Source organism: Fibrobacter sp. UWH6, assembly GCF_900142465.1.
Lineage (GTDB): Bacteria > Fibrobacterota > Fibrobacteria > Fibrobacterales > Fibrobacteraceae > Fibrobacter.
In genome coordinates, this window is record NZ_FRAX01000006.1 from 49,971 (window position 1) to 71,043 (window position 21,073).

The window sequence follows — 21,073 nt, forward strand, 5'->3', positions numbered from 1 at the left end:
AAAAGCCTGGCTGCGAAAGCAGTCGGGCTTTTTTTGGTTAGCGGTAATTGTTTGCTAAATCACATATTGCAAGTTTTTTGTATGCGTTTGGGGCCCCTTTGGGGGTCTTTGTTTGCGATTAGTTCTAAAGTTGATTATCTTTAAGAGAGACCGCCTGGCCAATTGTAGGGTTTTTGTGTATGATTATTACGTGTTTGTTGGTTTTGTGTATTATTGCCGCCTTGAATGTGGTGGCGATTTGGCATCTGAATCCAAAGTTTAGTGGCAATTATTCGTTCATTAGCTTTTTGGTATTGGTGTCCTGCATGGGGCACTTGATGCTTGGCTTGTCTACCAACGTGGATGAAGCCATTGTGGCCAACAAGTTCAACTATGCGGGTTCCGTATTTCTGCCCCTGTTCATGTTCTATGCCGTCGCCGATGTCTGCCGGGTTAAAATCCACAAGTTCGTGCGCACGATCCTGAATGCCTATACGATGTTAATATTCGGCCTGTCGTGTACGGTAGGTTTCAGCGATATTTATTACACCTCCATTGAGTATGTCCAGACATTCGAAGGGGTGGGTAACTATGTGGCGACTTATGGCTTTGGCCATGATTTGTTCAACCTGATGATTTTTGGGTTCCTGATCGCCAACGTAAGCATTCTTATCTATGCCTTTGCCAAGAAGAAGAACGTTTCCTTTAAGTGCCTTGTGGCCATGTCCCTTATCGATATTGCTACGATTTTGGCGTTCTTCTCTTCGCGCCTTTGGGAAATCGATACCTTGATCATGCCTGCGGTCTATGTGTTTGACCAGCTGGCGCTGATATACATTTGCTTCCGTGTAAAGAGTTATGACATCGGGCATAGCGTTCTATCTGTTCTTGAAAAAAACAATACGGATGGGTATATTCTGGTGTCTTCGTCATACCGTTTTTTGGGATGCAACGAGATTGCCTACGAGATCATTCCTGCCTTAAAAAATTGCCGCGTAGACCACTTGCTGCCTTCGGGTTCTGCTGCCATCGATTTCCTGAGATTGTGGGTGAGGGAAGTGCGGGACGGGGATTATCTGGATACCAAGGAATACCTGTCTAGCGTTCGTCATTATCGCTGTTATGTTCGCAAGGTCAACGTGTTCCGTGATCGTTATGTGAACCTGTTCAAGATTGTGGACGATACGGATTTGCACAACTATGTGCAGATGCTTGGCGACAGCAATACCCGATTGAAGACTGTGGTGAAGAGTAACGCCAACCAGTTGAAGTCTATCCAGGAACAGATGATTGTGGGCATGGCCAACATGGTTGAAAGCCGTGATAGCAATACGGGCGGTCATATCAAGCGTACCAGCAAGGTGGTGTCTATCCTTGTTGATGAACTGCGTAAGGATCGACAGCGCAAGTATGAAGATACCTTCTACGACGCTCTGGTCAGTGCCGCACCTATGCACGACTTGGGCAAGATTGCCATTAACGATGAGATTCTGAGAAAACCTGGAAAGTTCACTCCCGAGGAATTCGAGGAGATGAAAACTCACCCTGAAAAGGGTGCTGCCATTGTCGAGAATCTCCTTTCTCAGATCGAGGTTCCTGCTTTCGTGAACATCGCCAGGAACGTGGCCTGTTTCCATCACGAACGTTATGACGGAAGGGGCTACCCCAGGGGCCTGAGTGGCGAGAATATCCCGTTTGAAGCCCGTGTGATGGCTGTGGCCGATGTATACGACGCCCTGGTCAGTAAGCGTTGCTATAAGGAAAAATTCTCTTTCGAGGATGCCTTTGATATTATCGCCAAGGGCATGGGTTCCCAGTTCGATCCGTCGCTGTGGAAGTGCTTCTATAACTGTCGTGAAAAGCTGGAAGAGTACTACAAATCTTCTACATAAGTAATTTGGAATGTGCCGATAATTGCGGATTTTCCTAAATGGCGCTTTAACAAGCGCATTTAGTGCGTCTCGGTTATGTCAAAAGCGAAAACGCTTTTGCCGCGACGCTCGACTTTTCCTAAATTGCTTATATATGACAAAGTTTTCTGAATTTCCGTATGTTGCTGACCGCTTTAACGCAGTCCGTAGAGAAACTGTACAGGTTCGTGTTGGTGATGCATTGATTGGGGGCGGTGCCCCCATTTTAGTTCAGTCCATGACTACCACCAAGCCCAAGGACGTTGAAAAGACTGTCCAGGAAACCTTGGATCTTGCCAAGGTTGGCTGTGGCCTGGTTCGTATTACCGCTCCCACTCTGGCCGATGCCCAGGGGCTGGAAGAAGTCATGAAGCGCATTCGTGCCGCTGGTTGCAAGGTGCCGGTTTCTGCCGACATCCACTTCCAGCCCAAGGCTGCTTTCGAAGCTCTCAAGTGGGTTGAAAAGGTCCGTATCAATCCGGGTAATTTCGTTGATACCGGCATCCTGACTTTGGAAAATCAGACTGACGCCATGTTCGAAGAAGGCAAGGAGAAGGTGGCTGAACAGTTCACTCCCTTCGTCCAGGAAGCAAAGCGTCTGGGCCGCGTGATCCGCATTGGCGTGAACCACGGTTCCCTTTCTGCCCGTATGATTTACCGCTATGGCGACACCGTGGAAGGCATGGTGGAATCTGTCATGGAATACCTGGCTGTTTGCGAAGCCGAACATTTTGACCAGGTGGTCCTGAGCCTGAAGTCCAGCAATCCTCGCGTGGCTATTTCTGCCTACCGTATGCTGGCTGCCCGTATCAAGCAGGAAAACTACAAGCCGTACCCCTTCCATGTGGGCGTTACCGAAGCTGGCGCCGGTGCCGATGGCCGCATGAAGTCTGCCGCAGGTATTGGTGCCCTCTTGATGGACGGTCTTGCCGATACCATCCGCGTCTCCCTGACAGAAGATCCTGTGGCCGAAGTCCCCGTTGCCCAGGAACTGATCAAGGCTTGCGCCTTGCCCGCAGTTCCGGTAAGCTACGATGTGCCTATTCTCGAAAAGGATCCGTACCACTACGCTCGTCGCGAAACCAAGCCCGTTGTTCTTAACGGTGTGGAAATCGGTGGCGCTCAGCCGGTCAAGGTCGGTGTTCGTTCCGATGCTGCCAGCCTGACTTCTGAAGGTCGCGGTCCTGAATTTGCCGTGGCCAGCCTGGCCGACAAGCCTGTTGTGGCTTTTGACGATCCCATGGATATTGCTGGCTTTGCCGCCAATCCTATTTCTGTTCCGGAAGGTTCCGTGTTCTGCTATACTGGCGATAACATGGTTTCTGGTGTTCGCGCCCTGGTTTCTGCAATGGAAGCCGCTGGCCGCAAGGATCCCATCTTGCTCTATGCCAACATCGGTAGCTCCGAGAAGGATATGCTCCGTGCTTCTGCCGACATCGGTAGCCTGGTCACTGACGGTATCGGTGACGCTGTTGTTATCGAAGGTTTCAAGAGCCCCAAGGAATCTGTGGAACTGGCTTTCGATATTTTGCAGGCTGCCTACTGCCGTCGCAGCAAGACCAACTTTATTAGCTGCCCCAGCTGTGGCCGTACTTTGTACAACATCCAGGAAGTGATGGGTAAGATAAAGGCCCGCTTTGGTCATCTGAAGGATTTGTCTATCGGCATTATGGGCTGTATCGTGAATGGCCCGGGTGAAATGGCTGATGCTGACTTCGGTTACGTGGGTGGCGGTCCTGGCCGTATCACCCTGTTCGAAGGAAAGACCGCAGTCAAGAAGAACATTCCCGAAGAAGATGCCATCGAAGAATTGGTAGCTCTCATCAAGGAACGCGGTCGCTGGGTAGAACCATAGGTATGGGCGGTGAGGTCGTCTTTCTTCGAAAGACTTTGAGGACGGGCCTACTGCCCTTGAGCAAAATAAAGGCGGCAAATCCGCGAAACTCAAGCCTCAGAGCGCGAAGCGCGACCTCGCACCTCAAAGCACCATAGGTGCGACCTCGAGAATTTTTAACATAAACTACAAGGAATAAATCATGGCAACTATTAAGACTATGAACAACATCTCCAAGAAGGGCCTCAGCCTGTTTGGAGCTTACTATCAGGTTTCTGATACCGTCGAAAATCCGGACGCTATCCTCGTCCGTTCTGCTCAGGTTGATACTGATCAGTTTGACGGCCTCCTGGCTGTGGCTCGTGCCGGTGCTGGTGTTAACAACATCACTATCGACAAGGCTTCCGCTAAGGGTGTCTGCGTGTTCAATACTCCGGGTGCAAATGCAAACGCTGTTGCTGAACTCGTGATGACCGTTCTCGGTATGGCTGTTCGTAATGTTGCACAGGCTGCAAACTGGGTCAAGGCTCTGGACATCAATGATCCGGATATGGCCAAGACTGTTGAAAGCGGCAAGAAGAAGTTCGCTGGTTCTGAACTGGCTGGCAAGACCCTCGGTGTTATCGGCCTCGGCAAGATCGGCGTTCTCGTTGCTAACTATGCTCGTTGGAAGAACATGCGCGTGATCGCATACGAACCGTATCCCAATGCACTGAACATGCACGAACTTTCCAACAAGGTTGAAATTGCCGATCTCGACACCGTGATCGCAAATTCTGACTTCCTTACCGTTCACGTTCCGTTCATCAAGGGCGTTACCGAAAACCTCCTGAACCGCAAGAACCTGGCTAACTTCAAGGGTACTCATATCCTGAACTTCGCCCGTAACGGTCTGGTTGAAATGGACCCCATTTACGAAATGCTGGACAACGGTACTCTCCAGGGTTACCTCAGCGACTTCCCCGATGCAAAGCAGATTCAGCACGACAAGATCCAGTGCTTCCCGCACCTGGGCGCTTCTACCGAAGAAGCTGAAGAAAACTGCGCAGTCATGGCTGTTGAAGAACTGAAGGACTACATCGAATTCGGTTGCGTCCGTAACTCCGTTAACTTCCCGGCTCTCATGGACAAGCCCCACATGGGCATCAAGACCCGCGTTGTGGTGATTAACGAAGACGTTCCCAACATGATCGCTGAAATCACCAAGGTTGTGGGTGCAGAAGGCATCAACATTGCCTCCTTCTCCAACAAGAGCAACGGCAAGATCGGTTACAACCTGATCGACATCGAAAGCTCCATTGATGATTCCATCAAGGACAAGCTGGCTCAGCTGCCCAAGGTCATCAAGGTTCGCGTGATCCATTTCTAATAGGCAAAGAGGTCGGTCGGCTTCGCCTTCCTTTGAGGTATGAGGTCGACCTTGCAAAAAAGGCCAGGTGAAAACCTGGCTTTTTTTAGTTATGAGATATGAGTTGTGATTATGAGATATCTAGTTCAAAGGAGCCGAAGGCTCCGCCCTCGTACCTGTCGCCTGAAGCCTGTCGCCTCATACCTCTACTTAAACTGTATGGTTGCCTTTTTGTCGGTGACCTTTATAGAAACCTTTGCTCCCAGGTATAGCGGCCAGTTGGCGGTGTCGTGGCCAGAGCTGATGCCGTAAACGATGGGGATCTCAAGATCTCCAAAATACTTTTGGATGATTTCTTCGATGGAAAGAATAGAGTTGGTGGCGTTCAGGTCGAGAATCCTTGTTGAAGCCTTTCATCATGGGTCCTTGGATAGTTTCGAAACCAAGGTTGTTCAATGCAATGTGGAAGGCGGTAATGTCGCTATAGCCCACGAACCATTTGGGGTGCTTTTCAAGCTTTGAGTAGTTGAGCTTGTTCAGAAGCTGGCTGCTGCCGTAGCCCCCGCGTGCAAAGAAAATGGCCTTGACGCTCTTGTTGTCAATAAGGGCTTGCATGGCGTCTGCGCGTTCGTCCAGAGTTCCCGAGTAGCGTCCTTCCTCTGCGCTTGAATACAGGTTGCTGGCCTCGATTACCGTTAAGCCCCAGCTCTTAAGTGTTGTACTCGTTTGTGATGTACTCGTTGGTAACGTATTCGTTATTTGTAATATTTAGATATGAGTTATGAGCTTTGAGCTTTGAGTTAAAGTTAGGCGCCTTTCACTGTTCACTATTCATTGTTCACTAATCCAGTTAGAAGTCCCACGTCAAACGTCCAATAACTCATATCTAGTATCTAGATCCTGCTCCTTCGAACCTAAGAATTGTAAGGCAATAAATTGCTAATAATTCTATATCGACTACGGCCTTACATGCCTTCGCTCAGGATGATACCTCAAGCCTCGCGCCTCGAGTCTTTCCGCTCGCAGCACACAGCTCGCTGCTCATCGCTCTCCGCTACTTGTACATTTCTTCGATTTGTTCGCTGTACATTTCTTCGGCGGCTTTGCGACGGATCTTGAGGGTGGGAGTCAGCAAGCCTGATTCAACGGTGAGGCTGTCTCCAATGAGGGTCCACTTGCGGATTTGTTCCCAATGGTTCAGCTTCTTGTTGATGCGGGTGATGTGACGTTCCAGAGCCTCGTTGATGTGCTTGGATTCCAGAGCGCGGTTGATATCGAATTCGTCCTTGGTGCGGTTCAGGAAGCGGCGTGCGTTGATGGGGTTCAGGAAGATAAGCACAGAAGCGAACTTACGGTCGTTGGCGATGACAAGGGCCTGTTCCACCAGCGGGTGGCGGCTGATTTCAAGCTCGATGGGGTTGGGGCTTACATACTTGCCGGTGCTGGTCTTCAGCAGTTCCTTGATGCGACCGATCAAGAACAGGTAGCCGTCTTCGTCGAAGGATCCCTGGTCTCCTGTCTTGAGGTAACCGTCTTCGGTAAAGATTTCCTTGTTTACTTCGGGCATGTTGTGGTAGCCCTTGAAAACGCTGTCGCCCTTGGCCAGGACTTCGCTGTTCTCGCCGATCTTTACGTCCAGATAGGCAAGGGGGATGCCCACGCTACCGGGGCGGATGCACTTGGGAGTGTTCACCGTGAGCACGGGGGCGCATTCGGTAAGGCCGTAACCTTCGCAGATGTTGATGCCAACGTTCAGCAGGAATCGGCAGATGGACTTGTTCAGGGCGCCGCCACCGCAGACGATCAGGCGGAACTTGCCGCCGATGGCTTCGCGCATTTTCTTGTAGACCAGTTTGTCGTAAATGCGGCGGGCGATGCTGGGGCGCTTGGTGGGGTCCTCAATCTTTGCAATCTTTACGGCGCGGTTAATCAGCCAACGCTTGAAACCGTGGCACTTTTCGCCGGCGGCCGTCATGCTTTCGTAGACGCGTTCCAGAATGCGGGGGACCACCATCATGACGGTGGGCTTGACTTCCTTCATCAGGAGGGCGGTGTTCTTGGGGGTGTCGGCGAAGAATACCTTTGTGGCGTTCAGGATAAAGAAATAGGTGGTCATGCGTTCCAGCACATGGGCCACGGGCAGCACTACGAGACCTACGTCGTTGTGGTTCAGGGCGACAACATCGCGCCTGATGGTCTGAATCTGCGCCAGCATGTTGCGGTGGCTCAGTTCGGCACCCTTGGGACGTCCGGTGGAACCGCTGGTGTAGATGATGCTGAACAGGTCGTCGGGGTTGATGGATTCCAGCTGACTTTGGATCCAGGCGGAGGATTCGGGCTTCTTGGCCAGTTCCTGGCCTTCGCGGATCAGGTCGTGCCAGTAGACGCCGTTGTCGGGGCAGTCGGATGCCGGATCGATGCAGATGACCACGCTAAAGCGGGGAAGGACGTCCTTGATGGCCTGGTCCAGTTCGTTTACGTTGTTCAGCAGCAGAATCTGGACGTCGGAGTCATCACACTGGAAGTTGAAATTGTCCGAGGAAATGTTGGGAAACAGGGGGACCACCTGGGCGTGATTCAGCTGGGATGCGATGTCCGTCATGATCCATTCCGGGCAGCTGTTGGCTACGATGCCGATACTCTGGTGTTCCTTGATTCCGCGGTTCTTGAACGCAAGGGCCAAGGAGCGGGTATCTCTGGCGAGTTGCTGCCTAGAGAAATAAATCCACTGTTCGTGTTTTCTGTGGTACCAGCCGGGGAAATCCTCTCTGTCGCAGGTAGCGAAGAACATGTGGGCGAGGGACTGGTGCAGCAGCGGTTCCATGGGAACTCCTTGGTTCAAATATGATTGATGCAAAAATAGATTTATGCAGACCTTGAAAAAGAAAGGGCTGGGTAGAAAGGTACAAAATATGATGCTTTTAAATGATTTTGAGAACGTTCTTATATTGAAAATCTTTATTTTTGTTTAAAAATCAGAATTTTTATATTGCTTTTCTAAAAAATAAACATTATATTTGAGAAAGAAAATGAGAACAACGGGATGGTGCCCGTTCTCAAGGTTTAAAAAAGGGATGTTTATGGATTGCAAATTTCTTTCTCTCTCTGCCGCAGTGCTGGGCCTTGCCGCTTCCGCCTCGGCGCTGACTGTCAATACCGCTGCCGGTTGGCTGGAATCCGCCTATGCGGAATGGCAGCCTGTTTCCGGTGCCTCCAGCTACAATGTCTATGTGGACGGAACCAAGATCGATGATCCGCTGATTCGTAGCTACGGTTCCTATATGCGTGCTGACGTGGTCGGCCTGAAGGCAGGCTCACACACCTTGAAGATTGTTCCCGTGGTGAATGGTGCCGAAGGGGCTGCCGAATCCAAGACGGTTTCTGTGAAGGCTCATGACCGCACCGGTTTTGCCTTTAGCAATGGCCGCGTTCCTGGGGCCTACAATACCGACGGTACTCTCAAGAGCGGTGCCGTGGTGGTGTATGTTTCCGAAAATTCCAAGAACAAGGTGACCGCCGACGTGGTGACCAATTCCAAGGGCACGAAGACCACTTGCAAGAGCTTCCAGGGCATTCTGAACTGCATGAAGAAGGGTTACGAAACTCGTCCTTTCGACTTCCGCTTTATCGGTAACGTGACGGACTCCGATTCCCTGGTGGCAGGCGACATGCTCATTGATTTGGGCTCTTCCGAAGATTCCTATGTGACCATTGAAGGTATTGGCGAAGATGCTACCGCAAACGGTTGGGGTATCCGCATCAAGAACGCCCAGAACGTAGAAGTCCGCAATATGGGCGTCATGAACGTGAACAGTTCCGAAGGCGACAACATCGGTCTTCAGCAGAACGACCAGTACATCTGGATCCACAACAACGATATGTTCTACGGCGATGCCGGTTCCGATGCGGACCAGGTGAAGGGCGATGGAGCCCTGGACTGCAAGAAGTCTACTTACGTCACCTTCAGCTACAACCACTTCTGGGATAACGGCAAGTCCAACTTGCTGGGCCTTTCCGAAGGGACTACCGACGGCTACTACATTACCTATCACCATAACTGGTACGACCATTCCGATAGCCGTCATCCTCGCGTGCGTTATTACAGCGCTCACGTCTACAACAACTACTACGATGGCAATGCCAAGTACGGTGCGGGCTCTACCTTGGGTTCCTCTGTGTTCATGGAAGGTAACTACTTCCGTAACTGCAAGTTCCCCATGCTCACTTCTATGCAGGGTTCCGACCTTTATGCCGGTACTACCACCAGCACCACCGTTAACGCTACCTTCAGCAAGGAAGCGGGCGGAACCATCAAGGCCTACAATAACAAGTTTGCAGAAGGCGGTACCTTCATCGCTTACGGCGCAACCACCTACCGCCTGAAGGGCGTTGACGGAACTGCCGTTGGCTCCATCAATACCAAGACCGACTTCGACGCCTACGTGGTGAGCAAGCGCGACGAACAGGTTCCTGCCACTGTTGTTTCTAAGTCTGGTGGCAACAAGTACAACAACTTCGACGTGAATACCTCGGTCATGTACAAGTATACAGCCGATGAACCGGATGACGCCAAGGCTAACGTGATGACCTATGCAGGCCGTATCAATGGCGGTGATTTCAAGTGGACCTTTACCGCCGAAGACGATGCCCTCTATGCTGTGAACCAGGCTCTGAAAAATAAGCTGGTGGCCTATACCGGTAGCGTCAAGTCTATCCAGGGTGATGGCGCGGTTGTCGTGACTCCGGCCGTTCCCAACTCCTCTTCGGGAACCGCATCCAGCCCCTCTTCCAGTGCTTCTGTTGAACCTTCCTCCAGTGCGACTGTGGCCAGTTCCAGCAGTGTCTCTGGTGGCGTTGTTCCTAACAGCTCCTCTGCCACCGTCGAAGCGCCTGCAGACGATCCCGTTGATGAAAGTTCCGACTTGAAGTCTATTTCTGCAGACCTGGTGCATAACTTTACCGAAGAAGGAGCCAGCAGCGACTACTTCGAATTCCTCGGAAACCTTTCTACCAGCAAGGGAACCGTGTCTTACAACGGTGCCGAATTGACCCGCTGCCTCAAGATTGAATCGGCTACATCTGTTGAATTCGTGCTGGCCAAGTCTGCTGAAGTGACTCTGGTTTTCAACGGTGATTTCGCTAAGGTGATCAAGATCGATGGTGAAAAGTATACTGCCACCGCAGGCGTTGTAAAAGTCAAGCTGGCTGCCGGTAAGCATTCCATTACCAAGGGCGATTCCGCTAACCTCTTCCTGATCTCTGTTAAGATTGATGCCTCCGCCGATGAGCCGGGCTCCTCCAGCAGCGACGATCCGGCTTCCTCCAGCGAACCTGCCGAAGACGGTCCCGCCTCTTCCGGCTCCAAGGACGAACCTTCTAAGGATGAACCTTCCGAAGGTGAAGAAACTGGATTCTCTGCCACGGTTGCTGCCAACGGAAACCCCTTGATGTATAACGTCTCGGAATGCCGTCTGGATGTGTTCGCTAGCGAAATCCGCCGACTGGATGTGGTCCGTATGGATGGCCGTAAGGTGCGCCTGAACGGAATGCCCGGCGGGGTCAGCTATGACCTGAGTCATCTGCAGCCTGGCATATACCTGGTGCGCCTGGTGGCCGACGGTAAGACGTTCCAACGCAAAATCGTCAAACAGTAAAATCGCGATGCCGTAAAATTTACGCTGCGACAAGTAGCCTAGGGATCGGACGACGCGTAGGGTACGTGAATCCGGTCCCGGGAAAGCGTTCTGCACAGTATGGGGTGCGGTACGCTTTTTTCTTGGCGGCCTAGGATTGGACTGGGCATAAAAAAGAGGCTCCGCCTTTGTGCGGAACCTCTAAAATTTTTGGGGGAACTGCGGGTAGGTCCCGCAAACCTTTTGATTAACCGACGAGAGCCTTATGGATCTGGACTGCAGCGTCACGGCCAGTCTTCATGGCCATCACCACGGTGAGGGGTCCGTGCTTGGCGTCGCCACCGACGAATACTCCGTCAACAGAAGTTTCGCAAGAATCTTCGGCGCGGACGATGTAGGTGCCGTTGCGATTGGTGTCGAGACCCGGAGTGGTGTCCTTGATTTCGCTGGAAACTCTGCTGCCGATTGCCAGGACCACGGTATCGCAGTCGATGGTTTCGCTCTGGCCTTCGATCTTCACCGGACGGGGACGGCCAGCTTCATCAGGTTCGCCCAGCTGGAACAGGTCCAACTTAGCCTGCTTGACGTGACCGTTTTCGTCGGCGATAAATTCGGCGGGGTTGTGCAGTTCCATAACCACCACGCCTTCGTTCAGGATTTCGCGGAGTTCTGCCTTGCAGGCGGGCATTTCGTTAAGAGTACGACGGTAGACCACGCGGACGTCTTCGGCGCCCAGACGGAATGCCATGCGGGCTGCGTCCATAGCCACGTTGCCACCACCAACGACGATAACACGCTTGCCGGATTCAATTTCAACGCCGCGGTTGCCCTTTTTCAGGTATTCTTCGGCGGTGTAGACGCCCTTCAGGTCTTCGCCGGGAACGCCGGTCTTGAGAGCCTGGGCGGCGCCGTTACCGATGAAGATGGCGTCAAAGTCCTTCTTCAGCTGTTCGATGGTGATATCCTTACCGATGGTAACGCCGGTCTTGATTTCGATGCCCATCTTGGGGAGAATGCTGTATTCGTAGTCAACGATGTCCTTGGGCAGACGGAACTGAGGAATGCCGTAACGGAGCACGCCACCCAGCAAGTCGTAGGCTTCAAAAATGGTGACATCGTGGCCCAGGGTACGGAGGTCTACTGCTGCAGAGAAACCTGCAGGACCGGAACCGATAACGGCAACCTTCTTGCCAGTGGAGGGGGCCATGGCAGGAACCTTCTTGCCGCCCATGTGTTCGCGTTCGTAGTCCATGCAGAAACGTTCGGTTTCGCCCATATGGATACCCTTGTTCATATCCTTCAGGGTACGACCCATGGCGCAGCTGGACTGGCACTGCTTTTCGTGGGGGCAGACGCGGCTGCAGATGGAGGGCAGCAGGGAAGTGGCGCGGATCATTTCCACAGCGCCTTCGATGTTACCACCGGCCAGCAACTTCAGGTACTGGGGGATAGGCATGCTGATGGGGCAGGCTGCGGTGCAGAACGGCTTCTTACAGTCCATGCAACGGCTAGCTTCGAGACGAGCCTGTGCCAGAGACATGGTTTTGGTGCTTTCGTCCATGGTTGTGCGGTATTCGCGATGGGGAAGTTCTGCACCACGCTGGGGCGGAATGGCCATCTTGTCTTTCAGAGTCACCGTGGGGAGCGCGTTGATGCGATCCAATTCTGCCTGAGCGGCTTTATCCATTGCGGAAGAGTCCTGCATAATCACCTTCGGGTTTGATGCCTGTTTTCAAATTTTTCGCGGGCAAATATAAAAAATATACGATGCCTATAAAGGTTTTGTCAGTATCGTTATTCCAGATTTCGCTGCAGAACCTCGATCTTGGCCTTGCTCCATTCTTCGAAGTCGTCGGCTGCGATGTGGTCCTTTGCCTCTTGCATCAGGTGCAGATAGAAATGCAGGTTGTGGATGCTGGCCAGGGTAAAGCCCAAAGATTCGCCGGCGTGGTGCAGGTGGCGCAGGTAGGCGCGGCTGAAGTTGCGGCAGCAGTAGCAGTCGCAGTTTGGGTCCACCGGCTTGTCGTATTCTTCGGCGTGGCGGGCTGCCTTGTAACGCAAGACGCCTTCGCTGGTGAACAGCATTCCGTTACGGGCGTTACGGGTTGGCATGACGCAGTCGCACATGTCTACGCCGCGGCCGATCAATTCCAGCAGGTTCCAGGGGGTTCCTACGCCCATCACGTAGCGGGCATGGTCCTTAGGCAGGTAGTCGGTGCAGAAATCAGCAATTTCGTACATGGTTTCGGTGGGCTCGCCTACAGAGAGGCCGCCCATGGCAAATCCGTCGGGTTCCAGTTCCGCGATGCGCTCTATTGCCTGCTTACGCAGGTGTTTATGCATGCCGCCCTGCACAATTCCGAAGAACTTCTGCTCGTAACCGTGGATTTCCGGGTTGGCCTTGAGCCAATCCATGGCCTCTTTGGTCCATTTCAGCGTGAAATTCAGACTGTGCTGAGCTTCTTTTTCGGTGCTGGGGTAGGGCGTGCACTCGTCGAAGGCCATAATGATGTCGGCGCCGATCTCGCGCTGGGCCTTCATGACGGTTTCCGGGCTGAAAAAGTGCTTGGAACCGTCCAGAATGCTTCTGAACTCCACCCCTTCGGGCTTAATCTTGCGTAAATCCTTCAGACTCCATACCTGAAATCCACCGCTGTCGGTCAAAACCGGGCGATCCCAGCTCATGAACTTGTGAATGCCGCCGGCAGCGGCGATTTTCGGCGTTGTGGGACGCAGGTAGAGGTGGTAGGTGTTGGCCAGGATAATTTCGGCCTTCAGATCCTTCAGCTGTTGGGGCGTTACCGACTTTACGGTAGCTTCGGTGCCCACGGGCATAAAAATCGGCGTATGGATGTCGCCGTGGTCCGTGTGGAGCACTCCCAGACGTGCCTTGGACTTCTTGGAAGTCTTTATGAGTTCAAAACGGTTCATGTCTTACGATTCTTTAACTTTTTTTGTAAAGATAGCTTTTTTTTCCCGATTTCCCATAGTATGGGCGAAGCCGCGTTTCCTATAGCGCTTGTAAATATTTTGCCGTTGTCAATTTGTCCATGACAAGGTGGATTCGAATGTTCATATTCCATTATTATAGAGTATTTTCCTATAAGAATAATTCCAATGGGTGGGATATTCGTGTATGGAGTAAGTTATGAAGATGAATAAGCTCGCGACAGCGGCCCTTCTCTCTCGCAAGTTTGTGGCTGCCGCCGTTTTTGGCCTGGCCGCATCCGCAATGGCGGAAAATCCTATTTCCAGTTATCATTATCTGGCAGACCCTTCTGCCGCTTCTGATGGTGATACCTTCTACATTCTGACCGATACGGACGATATGTGCGTCAGCACTGACCCGTTCCAGTACAATATTATCGGTCTGTATGCTTTCAGTTCCAAGGATATGGTGAACTGGACCGACCATGGCATGGTTTTCCAGTCAAAGCGTGAATTTGGTTCTTATCCCGGCAATACCTGGGCTTCCGGCATTGCCGTCCGTAATGGCAGACCCTTTATTGTGTATCCCGACGGCGCAAGTGGCGTGGGTATGATTACCGCTCCTAGCATTGATGGTCCCTATACAGACCCCATTATGGATGCTTATGGCAAACCTCGAATTGCCGGTGGCTCCAATAGCTTCCTCGGCAACTGCGATGACATCGACCACTGCTTTGACCCGGGTATCTTCATTGAAGAAGATGGTACCGGCTATGTGATTTTTGGTGGTGGATCGGCCAGCTCTGTGAAGCGTCCCATCGGTAATAACTTCGATATTATCAAGTTTACCGAAAGTAACGGCAAGGTGACTTTGGACAGGAACTCTCTGACTCGAGTCCAGGCAGAAAAGTCCTTTGAAGCTCCTTACATCCATAAGCATGGTGACTGGTACTATATCAGCTTCAACAATAGCGGTCAGGAAATCGGTTACGGTATGTCCAAGAATCCCCTTGGTCCTTACTCCTACAAGGGTATCGTTATCGAAGCCGTGTGGAAGATTAACGACTGTGAAACTCATAGTTGCGATGGCGGTAACAACCACCAGGGTTTTGCTGAATTCAAGGGCAAGACTTATGCTGTTTATCATGATCGTCGCCTTGTTCGCGCTAAGGAACATCCTGCTTCCCTGGGTGTTGCCGATCCGGAACCGGGTAACCATCGTAGTGTAAGTATCGATGAAATTACCTACGCGGCTGATGGCTCCATGAACAAGCTTGTGTTCACCAAGGAAGGTCCTAAGCAGGTAGGCAAGTTCGATCCGTACAACACCTACAAGGCTCTCACCAGTTCCAAGCAGCGCAATGTCCGTAGCCGTACCGACTGGACCAAGGGCCAGGCTGTTAAGCATGTGCTGACTCCCCTTGCCACCAAGGAATCCTGGATTCGCGTGACTGGCGTGGACTTCGGCAAGGGTGCCCAGAATCTTCGCATCAAGGCTGCTAACGTGGGTAACGACAACAAGGTTGAAATCCATACTGGTTCTGTCACCGGTACTTTGGCAGGTTCCTGCGATTTGGCAAAGACTAGCGGCTGGAATGACTATGCCGATAATGATTGCGAAATGAAGGGTCTTACCGGAGAAGTTGATCAGGTGTTCTTCGTATTCAAGGGTGCAAAGGACTCTACCATGGGTATTCTTGAATGGGAATTCCAGGGAACCAAGCGCGAACCGGAACCCCAGACCGCTCATAATGAGACCCAGACTCCCTGGACTGTTCCTGGAATTGTACAGGCCGAAGACTTCGATGATCCGGGCTACGGCGCAGGCAATGATTCCTACTATGAAGATGATGCCGATAACCACTCTTGTACCGACGCAGGCAAGGAAGCTGAATGCTCCAAGTATCGCGATGGCACTGGTGTTGACATCTACAAGAAGAGTGAAACGAAGACTGTGGTTGGCTATATCAGAAAGGGCGAATGGCTGGAATACTCTGTGAATGCTGCTGAAGCTGGCGATTACACCATGTACATTGCCGCAGCTTCTAACGGCGGTGCAAGTTTCGGTGTGTCTGTCAATGGTACTGAAGCCGGCGAAGTTGAAGTTCCTGCAGCAACTTCTTCTAGCGATGACGAACAGAACTTCGATGATTACAACAAGATTTCCACTAATGTGGCCTTGAAGGCCGGTGTGAATATCATTCGCATTACTGCAACCGCAGACTGGTTTGACCTTGATTACTTCAACCTGGTGAAGGGCAAGAATGCCGACGATGACAATCCTCTTGGCGAAACAACCGCTATGAAGAAAATCAACTTCGTTGCAACTTCTGGCATGAACTACGATGTGTTCGATGTTCAGGGCAACAAGGTCGGCCTGGTTAACCTGGCTGGAAAGAGTGCCGCCAAGGCTCTTAACGCTGCCGGCTATGCCAAGGGCGTATACCTGCTGAAGCAGGTGGACGGTGCCAAGAAAATGATGGTGAATACCGTTAAATAATTGATGGAAAAATCAAACGGATGAGCCTCCCGAATCTCTTCGGGAGGCTTTTCTGTTTTGTGCGCGTTTTGTTGATGTTTGACTGATTATAAAACGCGCGTTTGGGATGTGTGCGGAAGTTTGGGGGCGCGGGACGGAACCGGACGTTTTGAATATGTACAGGATGTTTTGGGGGCGTGGGATGTTTTAGGAGTGCGTGGAATCAGCGTCGGTGTTCTAAAAACGCGGAATCAGCGTCGGTGTTGAAAAAAAGCGGAATCTGTGTCGGCTAAATAAAAAAATAACCCGCTTTTTCAAGCGAGTTATTTACTGCGGTCGGACAGACTTGAACTGTCATGGGATCGCTCCCACTAGCACCTCAAGCTAGCGTGTCTACCAATTCCACCACGACCGCGAGGTCCTTTTAATGGAACGGCTCAAAGATAATAACAAATTGCGTTTTTGTAAATGTTTGAACGGAAATTTTTTTGAAAAAAATGAAGAAGTTTTTGGGGGTGAAAGCGGGCGTGAAAACGTCTGACTATAAAAAAATAACCCGCTTTTTTCAAGCGAGTTATTTACTGCGGTCGGACAGACTTGAACTGTCATGGGATCGCTCCCACTAGCACCTCAAGCTAGCGTGTCTACCAATTCCACCACGACCGCGAGGTCCTTTAACGGAACGGCTCAAAGTTAGTTATTTCGTTTAATCTTGTAAAGGGTTTTAACCGCTTTTTCTCAAAAAAATTAAACTTCAGAAACTAGCTTGTCAAAAACCTGGCCGCGAACTTTATAGTTCTTGAACAGACCGAAGCTTGCGCAGGCGGGGCTCATGATAACGGTACCGCCTTCACCGATATTCAGGCTGTCTGCGAAAGCTTCTTCAAGAGTGGGGAAGATGGCCGTCTTGATGCCTGCTTCATCTACACCAGCCTTCTTCAGATCGTCAAGCATGCGTTCTGCAGTGGCGCCTATGAGGGCCACGCGCTTCAGGTTGGGGCGTTCCTTCACCAGGATGTTGCTAAGTTCCGTAAAGTCGGCGTTCTTTTCGGAACCGCCCAGAATCAGCGCGAAGGGGCGCTTCATGCTGCCTGTGGCTGCGATGGTGGCGTCGGGGCGGGTGGCGTAGCTATCGTTGTAGAATTCAATGCCCTTCTTTTCGCCTTTAAATTCCATGCGGAAGGGGAGGGTTTCGTAAGACTTCAAGGCTTCGAAAGCGTCGGCTACCTTGATGCCCAGGGCGGTGCAGGCGAGGGTTGCTGCCGCCATATTTTCCAGCTGATAGATGCCGCGGACCTTGCAATCGCCCAGGAACAGCTTGTCGCTGCCGATGGTCAGCGTAGAGCCTTCGATAACGGCGTTTCCGTCATTGCTTCCGTTTTCGCCGTCGCCGAAGCTAACAGCCAGCTTATTGCGGGCGGGGCTTTCGCTTGCGATCTTTGCGGTAGGTTTTGCATCCTTCAGGTAGACGCAAGTGCCGCTATTCTTCTGCCAGCGAACCAGATTTGCCTTGGCGTCGCGGTATTCCTCGACAGTCTTGTGCCAGTCCAGATGTTCCGTAGACACGCGCAGAACCACGCCTACGTCCGGCGACTTCGAAAGCGTCATCAGCTGGAAGCTGGAAAGTTCCAGAATGCTGATTCGGTCTGCGGAATCGTCTTCCAGCAGGTCCAGCGCCGGCACGCCGAAGTTACCGCCGATGATGTTTGCCTTGCCGCACTTGTCGAGAATGTGACTGATCATGCTGACGGTGCTGCCCTTGCCCAAGGTGCCGGTAACTCCCACCACCTTGCTGGACTTGGTCTGTTCCAGGAACAGCTGAATCTGACTAGTCATCATGCCACCGTTCATCTGGAACTTGAACAGTTCCTGACTCATGGGGTATACGCCTGCAGAACGCACTACGGTCACGCAATCCTTGAGGCCGTCCATGTAGCTTTCGCCGCTGCAAACCTTCACGTTTACGCCTGCAGGAACTTCCGGCAAGTTCACCGGATTCTTGTCCATCACGACAATGTCCTTGACGCCTTCACGGAACAGATAACGCAAGGTGCTCTGGCCTTCAACGCCAAAGCCGAGAATGCCTACAGGAGAAACCAAATTGTTGTTCATGTTAAACCTTTATCTTCAAATGTCATCCCGGCCAATGTTATCCTCGACCAGTCATTCTGGAGGACAGCAGGTCCGATAGAATCAAGGATCTAGACGGGATTTCCTTTTTAACGGGGTAAAATTTAGCAACCGTCAGTTCTTTTGTTCAGCGGATTGGCTGCGTTGTTCTGGCTAATTACTGCACTTGTAGGTGCTTTGGTCCTTGCAGAATTCTTCAACGTTAGTCATTGCTTTTTTTGAATATTTCTGGATGCAAGTCTTGTAGGCGTCTTCGTCGATGCAGTTGTTTTGTCGGTCGATATCGTAGTCTAGGCAGAAATCTCTGTCTTCTAGGCACTCACGCTCCGAATCTAATGAGCAACCGCAAATGAAGATAGCTGTCGCGAAAAAAAACTTGATCATGAATCGTCCTCCCTCGATAACCGTAGGGCTAAAATAAAAAAATCCGCCCCCAAAGGACGGACTTCTTGCTGCGGTCGGACAGACTTGAACTGTCATGGGATCGTTTTTTTTGCATTTAGTGATTTGCTAGCTCTTCGGCTTCTTCAAAGTCTTCGCAGAAAGGTTCTTCGGCGTCTTGGAATTTGCTTAGCCAAATATAGTTTGTTTTGGGGCTAGAAAAGATTGTGTTGATGCGGGCTGATTGTTCTGCTGGCTTTAACTCTAATTTTATTTCGTGAATTTTTGCGTTTAATTTATTGTTCTGGCTTAGTTAAGTGAAAGATAAATTTTGCGAATATGTTTTTTGCAAAACTTATTTGTACTTTTGTAACGTTGTTTAACATCTATTATGCTCTAGGAACGTCCCATGTTTTATAGTCTCGTTTGTAAATCCATTTTGTTAATTACGCTGGCGGCTTCGCTTTCTTTCGCTGAGGGGTGTGTTTCTGAAAATGATTCTTCCGAAACGGACCCCATCTTTGCCAATTTCTGTTTTTACAAGGATACCAGCGTCTTTGTTGGTAAGGACAGTGGATTTGTGTTGACGGCCTACGAGATGATTGATGACATTTCTTTTACCATCGATGCTCGAAATAGAGTGACGAAAACGTATTTTGATGTAAGTCTGGTTGGTGTGAGTTCGGATAAGGCTAAGATAAACCCGTTTAGGGGAATGTCGGGGGGGACGTGTTTAGGGGCCCGCTGCAGACACTCTTTAGCTGTTTCGCCTTATGATTTGATTGATTTTTATTTTAGTGCAGCGGATTCTCTTTATGTTAAATCTCTCGCTGGATTGGTTCATCCGCTGAAATGGAAATACGAGCTGGATTTTGGAAGACAGAAACAGTCCGTTTCTGGAGAAAACTATATCTATGTATCAGGTTTTTGTAATCAAATGCAGTTGGAGAAAATTCGAAAACGAGGGATGCAGCCTTCTTTGAATAAGTGATTTTTTTGAAAAAAGAAAAAGGCTCAGTTTTTGAACTGAGTCTTTTTTACTGCGGTCGGACAGACTTGAACTGTCATGGGATCGCTCCCACTAGCACCTCAAGCTAGCGTGTCTACCAATTCCACCACGACCGCGAACCTTGCGCTGCAGCGTCGCAGACGAATCTGCAAGCTTACGCGCAAAAGCTGTTTACCAGGTAATTATTCTGCGGCGGGAGCCGGAACTTCAGCTGCGGGAGCTGCTGCCGGTGCACCGAAGTCAGCGGGGAGAGCCGGGATTGCCGGAGCCTGCTGGGCTGCATTTTCGCGAGTAGCCTTCTGCATGGCGGATTCTTCGACAGCCTGATCCTGCTTGGCAGTGATGAGGCCGAGGGCGAAAACGACGATGAAGAAGATAACTGCAATGGCACGGGTCAACTTCTGGATGAAGGTCGCAGCACCTGCGGTAGAGAAGGCAGACTGAGAAGTCATGCCGCCGAGACCTGCGAGGCCGCCCATCTTGTCGTTCTGAACCAGAACGAGGAGCATGAGGAACAAGCAGAGGAACACGTGGAGGACGATAAGAATCCAGAAGAGAGTTGCCATAATAGTTATTTACCTTGGTTTTAAATTGTTGTGCTAAAAGCTTTAATTACTTAGCTTCTGCAGCAGCGATGATTTCCATGAAGGTGTTAGCCTTGAGGCCTGCACCACCAATGAGACCGCCGTCGATATCCTTCTGAGCCAGGAGGCCTGCAGCGTTGGCGCCCTTCATAGAGCCACCGTACTGGATGCGCATGCCTTCAGCAACTTCAGCACCGTAGACTTCGGCAACGACGGAACGAACGTATGCCTGGGTGTCCTGAGCCTGTTCGTCGGTAGCGGTAACGCCAGTACCGATTGCCCAAACCGGTTCGTATGCGAGAACGCACTTAGCAGCGTCTGCAGCGGAAACGCCTTCGAAAGCGCCCTTAACCTGAGTGGAGAGAACGGCTTCCAGCTTGCCGCCGTTACGTTCGTCGAGAGTTTCGCCAATGCAGATGATGGGCTTCAGACCGGCTTCGAGAGTCTTCTTAACCTTCAGGTTAACAGTTTCTTCGGTTTCGTGGAAGTACTGACGCTGTTCGGAGTGACCGATGATGATGTATTCTGCGCCGATTTCCTTAACCATGTCAACGGAAACCTTACCGGTGTATGCGCCCTGGTCCTTCCAGTGGATGTCCTGGATAGCGAGCTTCACGTTGGTGCCCTTAACGACGTCTGCAACCTTAGCAGCGGCGAGGTAGGTCGGAGCGATGACCACTTCGGTCTTCTTCACGTCCTTGACGGCTTCAACGATGTCCTTAGCGAGCTGAACGGATTCGCTAACGGTCTTGTTCATCTTCCAGTTACCAGCAATGATATACTGACGCATAATTAACTCCTTGAGAGGTTTAAAATTTAACGCGGGTAAATTTAGTAAAAAAGGACTGCCTGTGGTAG

General features: G+C 51.1%; 15 protein-coding genes and 3 tRNA genes. 6 read left to right on the forward strand and 12 right to left on the reverse strand.

The features are described 5' to 3' along the window. Nucleotides 1-179: 179 nt before the first annotated feature. The 3 genes from BUB73_RS07110 to BUB73_RS07120 all read left to right on the forward strand — a co-directional run bounded on the left by BUB73_RS07110 (nucleotide 180) and on the right by BUB73_RS07120 (nucleotide 5,092). Nucleotides 180-1,871 (forward strand): HD domain-containing phosphohydrolase, encoded by a 1,692-nt coding sequence (locus tag BUB73_RS07110; RefSeq protein ID WP_073156639.1) that lies wholly within the window; start codon nucleotides 180-182, stop codon nucleotides 1,869-1,871. 133 nt (nucleotides 1,872-2,004) lie between these two features. Beyond that, nucleotides 2,005-3,744 (forward strand): (E)-4-hydroxy-3-methylbut-2-enyl-diphosphate synthase, encoded by a 1,740-nt coding sequence (gene ispG / locus BUB73_RS07115; RefSeq protein WP_073284716.1) that lies wholly within the window; start codon nucleotides 2,005-2,007, stop codon nucleotides 3,742-3,744. A gap of 181 nt (nucleotides 3,745-3,925) precedes the next feature. After that, nucleotides 3,926-5,092: a phosphoglycerate dehydrogenase gene (locus BUB73_RS07120; protein ID WP_073156644.1), complete on the forward strand. Its 1,167-nt coding sequence runs from the start codon at nucleotides 3,926-3,928 to the stop codon at nucleotides 5,090-5,092. A 185-nt stretch (nucleotides 5,093-5,277) separates the two neighbouring features. Here the strand turns inward: BUB73_RS07120 and BUB73_RS17975 are convergent, their stop codons facing one another. From BUB73_RS17975 to BUB73_RS07135, 3 genes are all read right to left on the reverse strand, one after another. Continuing rightward, nucleotides 5,278-5,469, reverse strand: coding sequence for a hypothetical protein (locus BUB73_RS17975; protein ID WP_139259149.1), 192 nt, complete (start codon nucleotides 5,467-5,469; stop codon nucleotides 5,278-5,280). Beyond that, entirely contained in the window at nucleotides 5,396-5,839 is a 444-nt protein-coding gene (locus tag BUB73_RS07130; protein ID WP_083539689.1) for an LD-carboxypeptidase, read from the reverse strand. The genes BUB73_RS17975 and BUB73_RS07130 overlap by 74 nt, the downstream gene beginning before the upstream one ends. 286 nt (nucleotides 5,840-6,125) lie before the next feature. Then, entirely contained in the window at nucleotides 6,126-7,895 is a 1,770-nt protein-coding gene (locus BUB73_RS07135) for an AMP-dependent synthetase/ligase (protein WP_073233764.1), read from the reverse strand. Between the two features lie 256 nt (nucleotides 7,896-8,151). Here BUB73_RS07135 and BUB73_RS07140 point away from each other — a divergent pair, with 256 nt between their 5' ends. After that, nucleotides 8,152-10,725: a pectate lyase family protein gene (locus BUB73_RS07140; protein ID WP_139259144.1), complete on the forward strand. Its 2,574-nt coding sequence runs from the start codon at nucleotides 8,152-8,154 to the stop codon at nucleotides 10,723-10,725. A gap of 226 nt (nucleotides 10,726-10,951) precedes the next feature. On the opposite strand, the gene BUB73_RS07145 is transcribed toward BUB73_RS07140, so the two are convergent. Both BUB73_RS07145 and tgt read right to left on the reverse strand, forming a co-directional pair. After that, nucleotides 10,952-12,391 (reverse strand): NAD(P)-dependent oxidoreductase, encoded by a 1,440-nt coding sequence (locus tag BUB73_RS07145; protein ID WP_254794858.1) that lies wholly within the window; start codon nucleotides 12,389-12,391, stop codon nucleotides 10,952-10,954. A gap of 107 nt (nucleotides 12,392-12,498) precedes the next feature. Beyond that, nucleotides 12,499-13,635 (reverse strand): tRNA guanosine(34) transglycosylase Tgt, encoded by a 1,137-nt coding sequence (gene tgt, locus BUB73_RS07150; RefSeq protein ID WP_073156654.1) that lies wholly within the window; start codon nucleotides 13,633-13,635, stop codon nucleotides 12,499-12,501. Nucleotides 13,636-13,852: 217 nt separating this feature from the next. Between tgt and BUB73_RS07155 the strand changes: the two genes are divergently transcribed. Beyond that, on the forward strand, nucleotides 13,853-16,132 hold the full coding sequence (locus tag BUB73_RS07155) for a family 43 glycosylhydrolase (protein WP_088658708.1): 2,280 nt from the start codon (nucleotides 13,853-13,855) through the stop codon (nucleotides 16,130-16,132). A 310-nt stretch (nucleotides 16,133-16,442) separates the two neighbouring features. On the opposite strand, the gene BUB73_RS07160 is transcribed toward BUB73_RS07155, so the two are convergent. The 4 genes from BUB73_RS07160 to BUB73_RS07175 all read right to left on the reverse strand — a co-directional run bounded on the left by BUB73_RS07160 (nucleotide 16,443) and on the right by BUB73_RS07175 (nucleotide 18,625). Further along, a tRNA-Leu gene (locus BUB73_RS07160) sits at nucleotides 16,443-16,526 on the reverse strand. 167 nt (nucleotides 16,527-16,693) lie between these two features. Further along, nucleotides 16,694-16,777 (reverse strand) — tRNA-Leu (locus BUB73_RS07165). Between the two features lie 81 nt (nucleotides 16,778-16,858). Further along, a complete protein-coding gene (murD, locus tag BUB73_RS07170) occupies nucleotides 16,859-18,223 on the reverse strand; it encodes a UDP-N-acetylmuramoyl-L-alanine--D-glutamate ligase (protein ID WP_073284725.1) in 1,365 nt (454 codons plus the stop codon). Between the two features lie 171 nt (nucleotides 18,224-18,394). Next, nucleotides 18,395-18,625 (reverse strand): hypothetical protein, encoded by a 231-nt coding sequence (locus tag BUB73_RS07175; protein WP_073233760.1) that lies wholly within the window; start codon nucleotides 18,623-18,625, stop codon nucleotides 18,395-18,397. A 406-nt stretch (nucleotides 18,626-19,031) separates the two neighbouring features. Between BUB73_RS07175 and BUB73_RS07180 the strand changes: the two genes are divergently transcribed. Then, nucleotides 19,032-19,613 (forward strand): hypothetical protein, encoded by a 582-nt coding sequence (locus BUB73_RS07180; protein ID WP_073156662.1) that lies wholly within the window; start codon nucleotides 19,032-19,034, stop codon nucleotides 19,611-19,613. Between the two features lie 50 nt (nucleotides 19,614-19,663). Here the strand turns inward: BUB73_RS07180 and BUB73_RS07185 are convergent. The 3 genes from BUB73_RS07185 to tpiA form a co-directional block, all read right to left on the reverse strand. Next, nucleotides 19,664-19,747: transfer RNA gene (locus tag BUB73_RS07185), tRNA-Leu, on the reverse strand. A 66-nt stretch (nucleotides 19,748-19,813) separates the two neighbouring features. Then, on the reverse strand, nucleotides 19,814-20,197 hold the full coding sequence (gene secG, locus BUB73_RS07190; RefSeq protein ID WP_083538013.1) for a preprotein translocase subunit SecG: 384 nt from the start codon (nucleotides 20,195-20,197) through the stop codon (nucleotides 19,814-19,816). A gap of 46 nt (nucleotides 20,198-20,243) precedes the next feature. Beyond that, complete coding sequence (gene tpiA / locus BUB73_RS07195) at nucleotides 20,244-21,005, reverse strand: triose-phosphate isomerase (RefSeq protein WP_073284728.1); 762 nt, start codon at nucleotides 21,003-21,005, stop codon at nucleotides 20,244-20,246. Between the last annotated feature and the right edge of the window lie 68 nt (nucleotides 21,006-21,073).

What these genes read in the sequence shown, in the direction of transcription:
- BUB73_RS07180 (WP_073156662.1), top strand. Translation starts at nt 19,032, where the DNA reads ATGTTTTATAGTCTCGTTTGTAAATCCATTTTGTTAATTACGCTGGCG.
- secG (WP_083538013.1), bottom strand. Translation starts at nt 20,197, where the DNA reads ATGGCAACTCTCTTCTGGATTCTTATCGTCCTCCACGTGTTCCTCTGC.
- tgt (WP_073156654.1), bottom strand. Translation starts at nt 13,635, where the DNA reads ATGAACCGTTTTGAACTCATAAAGACTTCCAAGAAGTCCAAGGCACGT.
- BUB73_RS07135 (WP_073233764.1), bottom strand. Translation starts at nt 7,895, where the DNA reads ATGGAACCGCTGCTGCACCAGTCCCTCGCCCACATGTTCTTCGCTACC.
- BUB73_RS07145 (WP_254794858.1), bottom strand. Translation starts at nt 12,391, where the DNA reads ATGGATAAAGCCGCTCAGGCAGAATTGGATCGCATCAACGCGCTCCCC.
- ispG (WP_073284716.1), top strand. Translation starts at nt 2,005, where the DNA reads ATGACAAAGTTTTCTGAATTTCCGTATGTTGCTGACCGCTTTAACGCA.
- BUB73_RS07110 (WP_073156639.1), top strand. Translation starts at nt 180, where the DNA reads ATGATTATTACGTGTTTGTTGGTTTTGTGTATTATTGCCGCCTTGAAT.
- BUB73_RS07175 (WP_073233760.1), bottom strand. Translation starts at nt 18,625, where the DNA reads ATGATCAAGTTTTTTTTCGCGACAGCTATCTTCATTTGCGGTTGCTCA.
- BUB73_RS07140 (WP_139259144.1), top strand. Translation starts at nt 8,152, where the DNA reads ATGGATTGCAAATTTCTTTCTCTCTCTGCCGCAGTGCTGGGCCTTGCC.
- tpiA (WP_073284728.1), bottom strand. Translation starts at nt 21,005, where the DNA reads ATGCGTCAGTATATCATTGCTGGTAACTGGAAGATGAACAAGACCGTT.
- murD (WP_073284725.1), bottom strand. Translation starts at nt 18,223, where the DNA reads ATGAACAACAATTTGGTTTCTCCTGTAGGCATTCTCGGCTTTGGCGTT.
- BUB73_RS07120 (WP_073156644.1), top strand. Translation starts at nt 3,926, where the DNA reads ATGGCAACTATTAAGACTATGAACAACATCTCCAAGAAGGGCCTCAGC.
- BUB73_RS07155 (WP_088658708.1), top strand. Translation starts at nt 13,853, where the DNA reads ATGAAGATGAATAAGCTCGCGACAGCGGCCCTTCTCTCTCGCAAGTTT.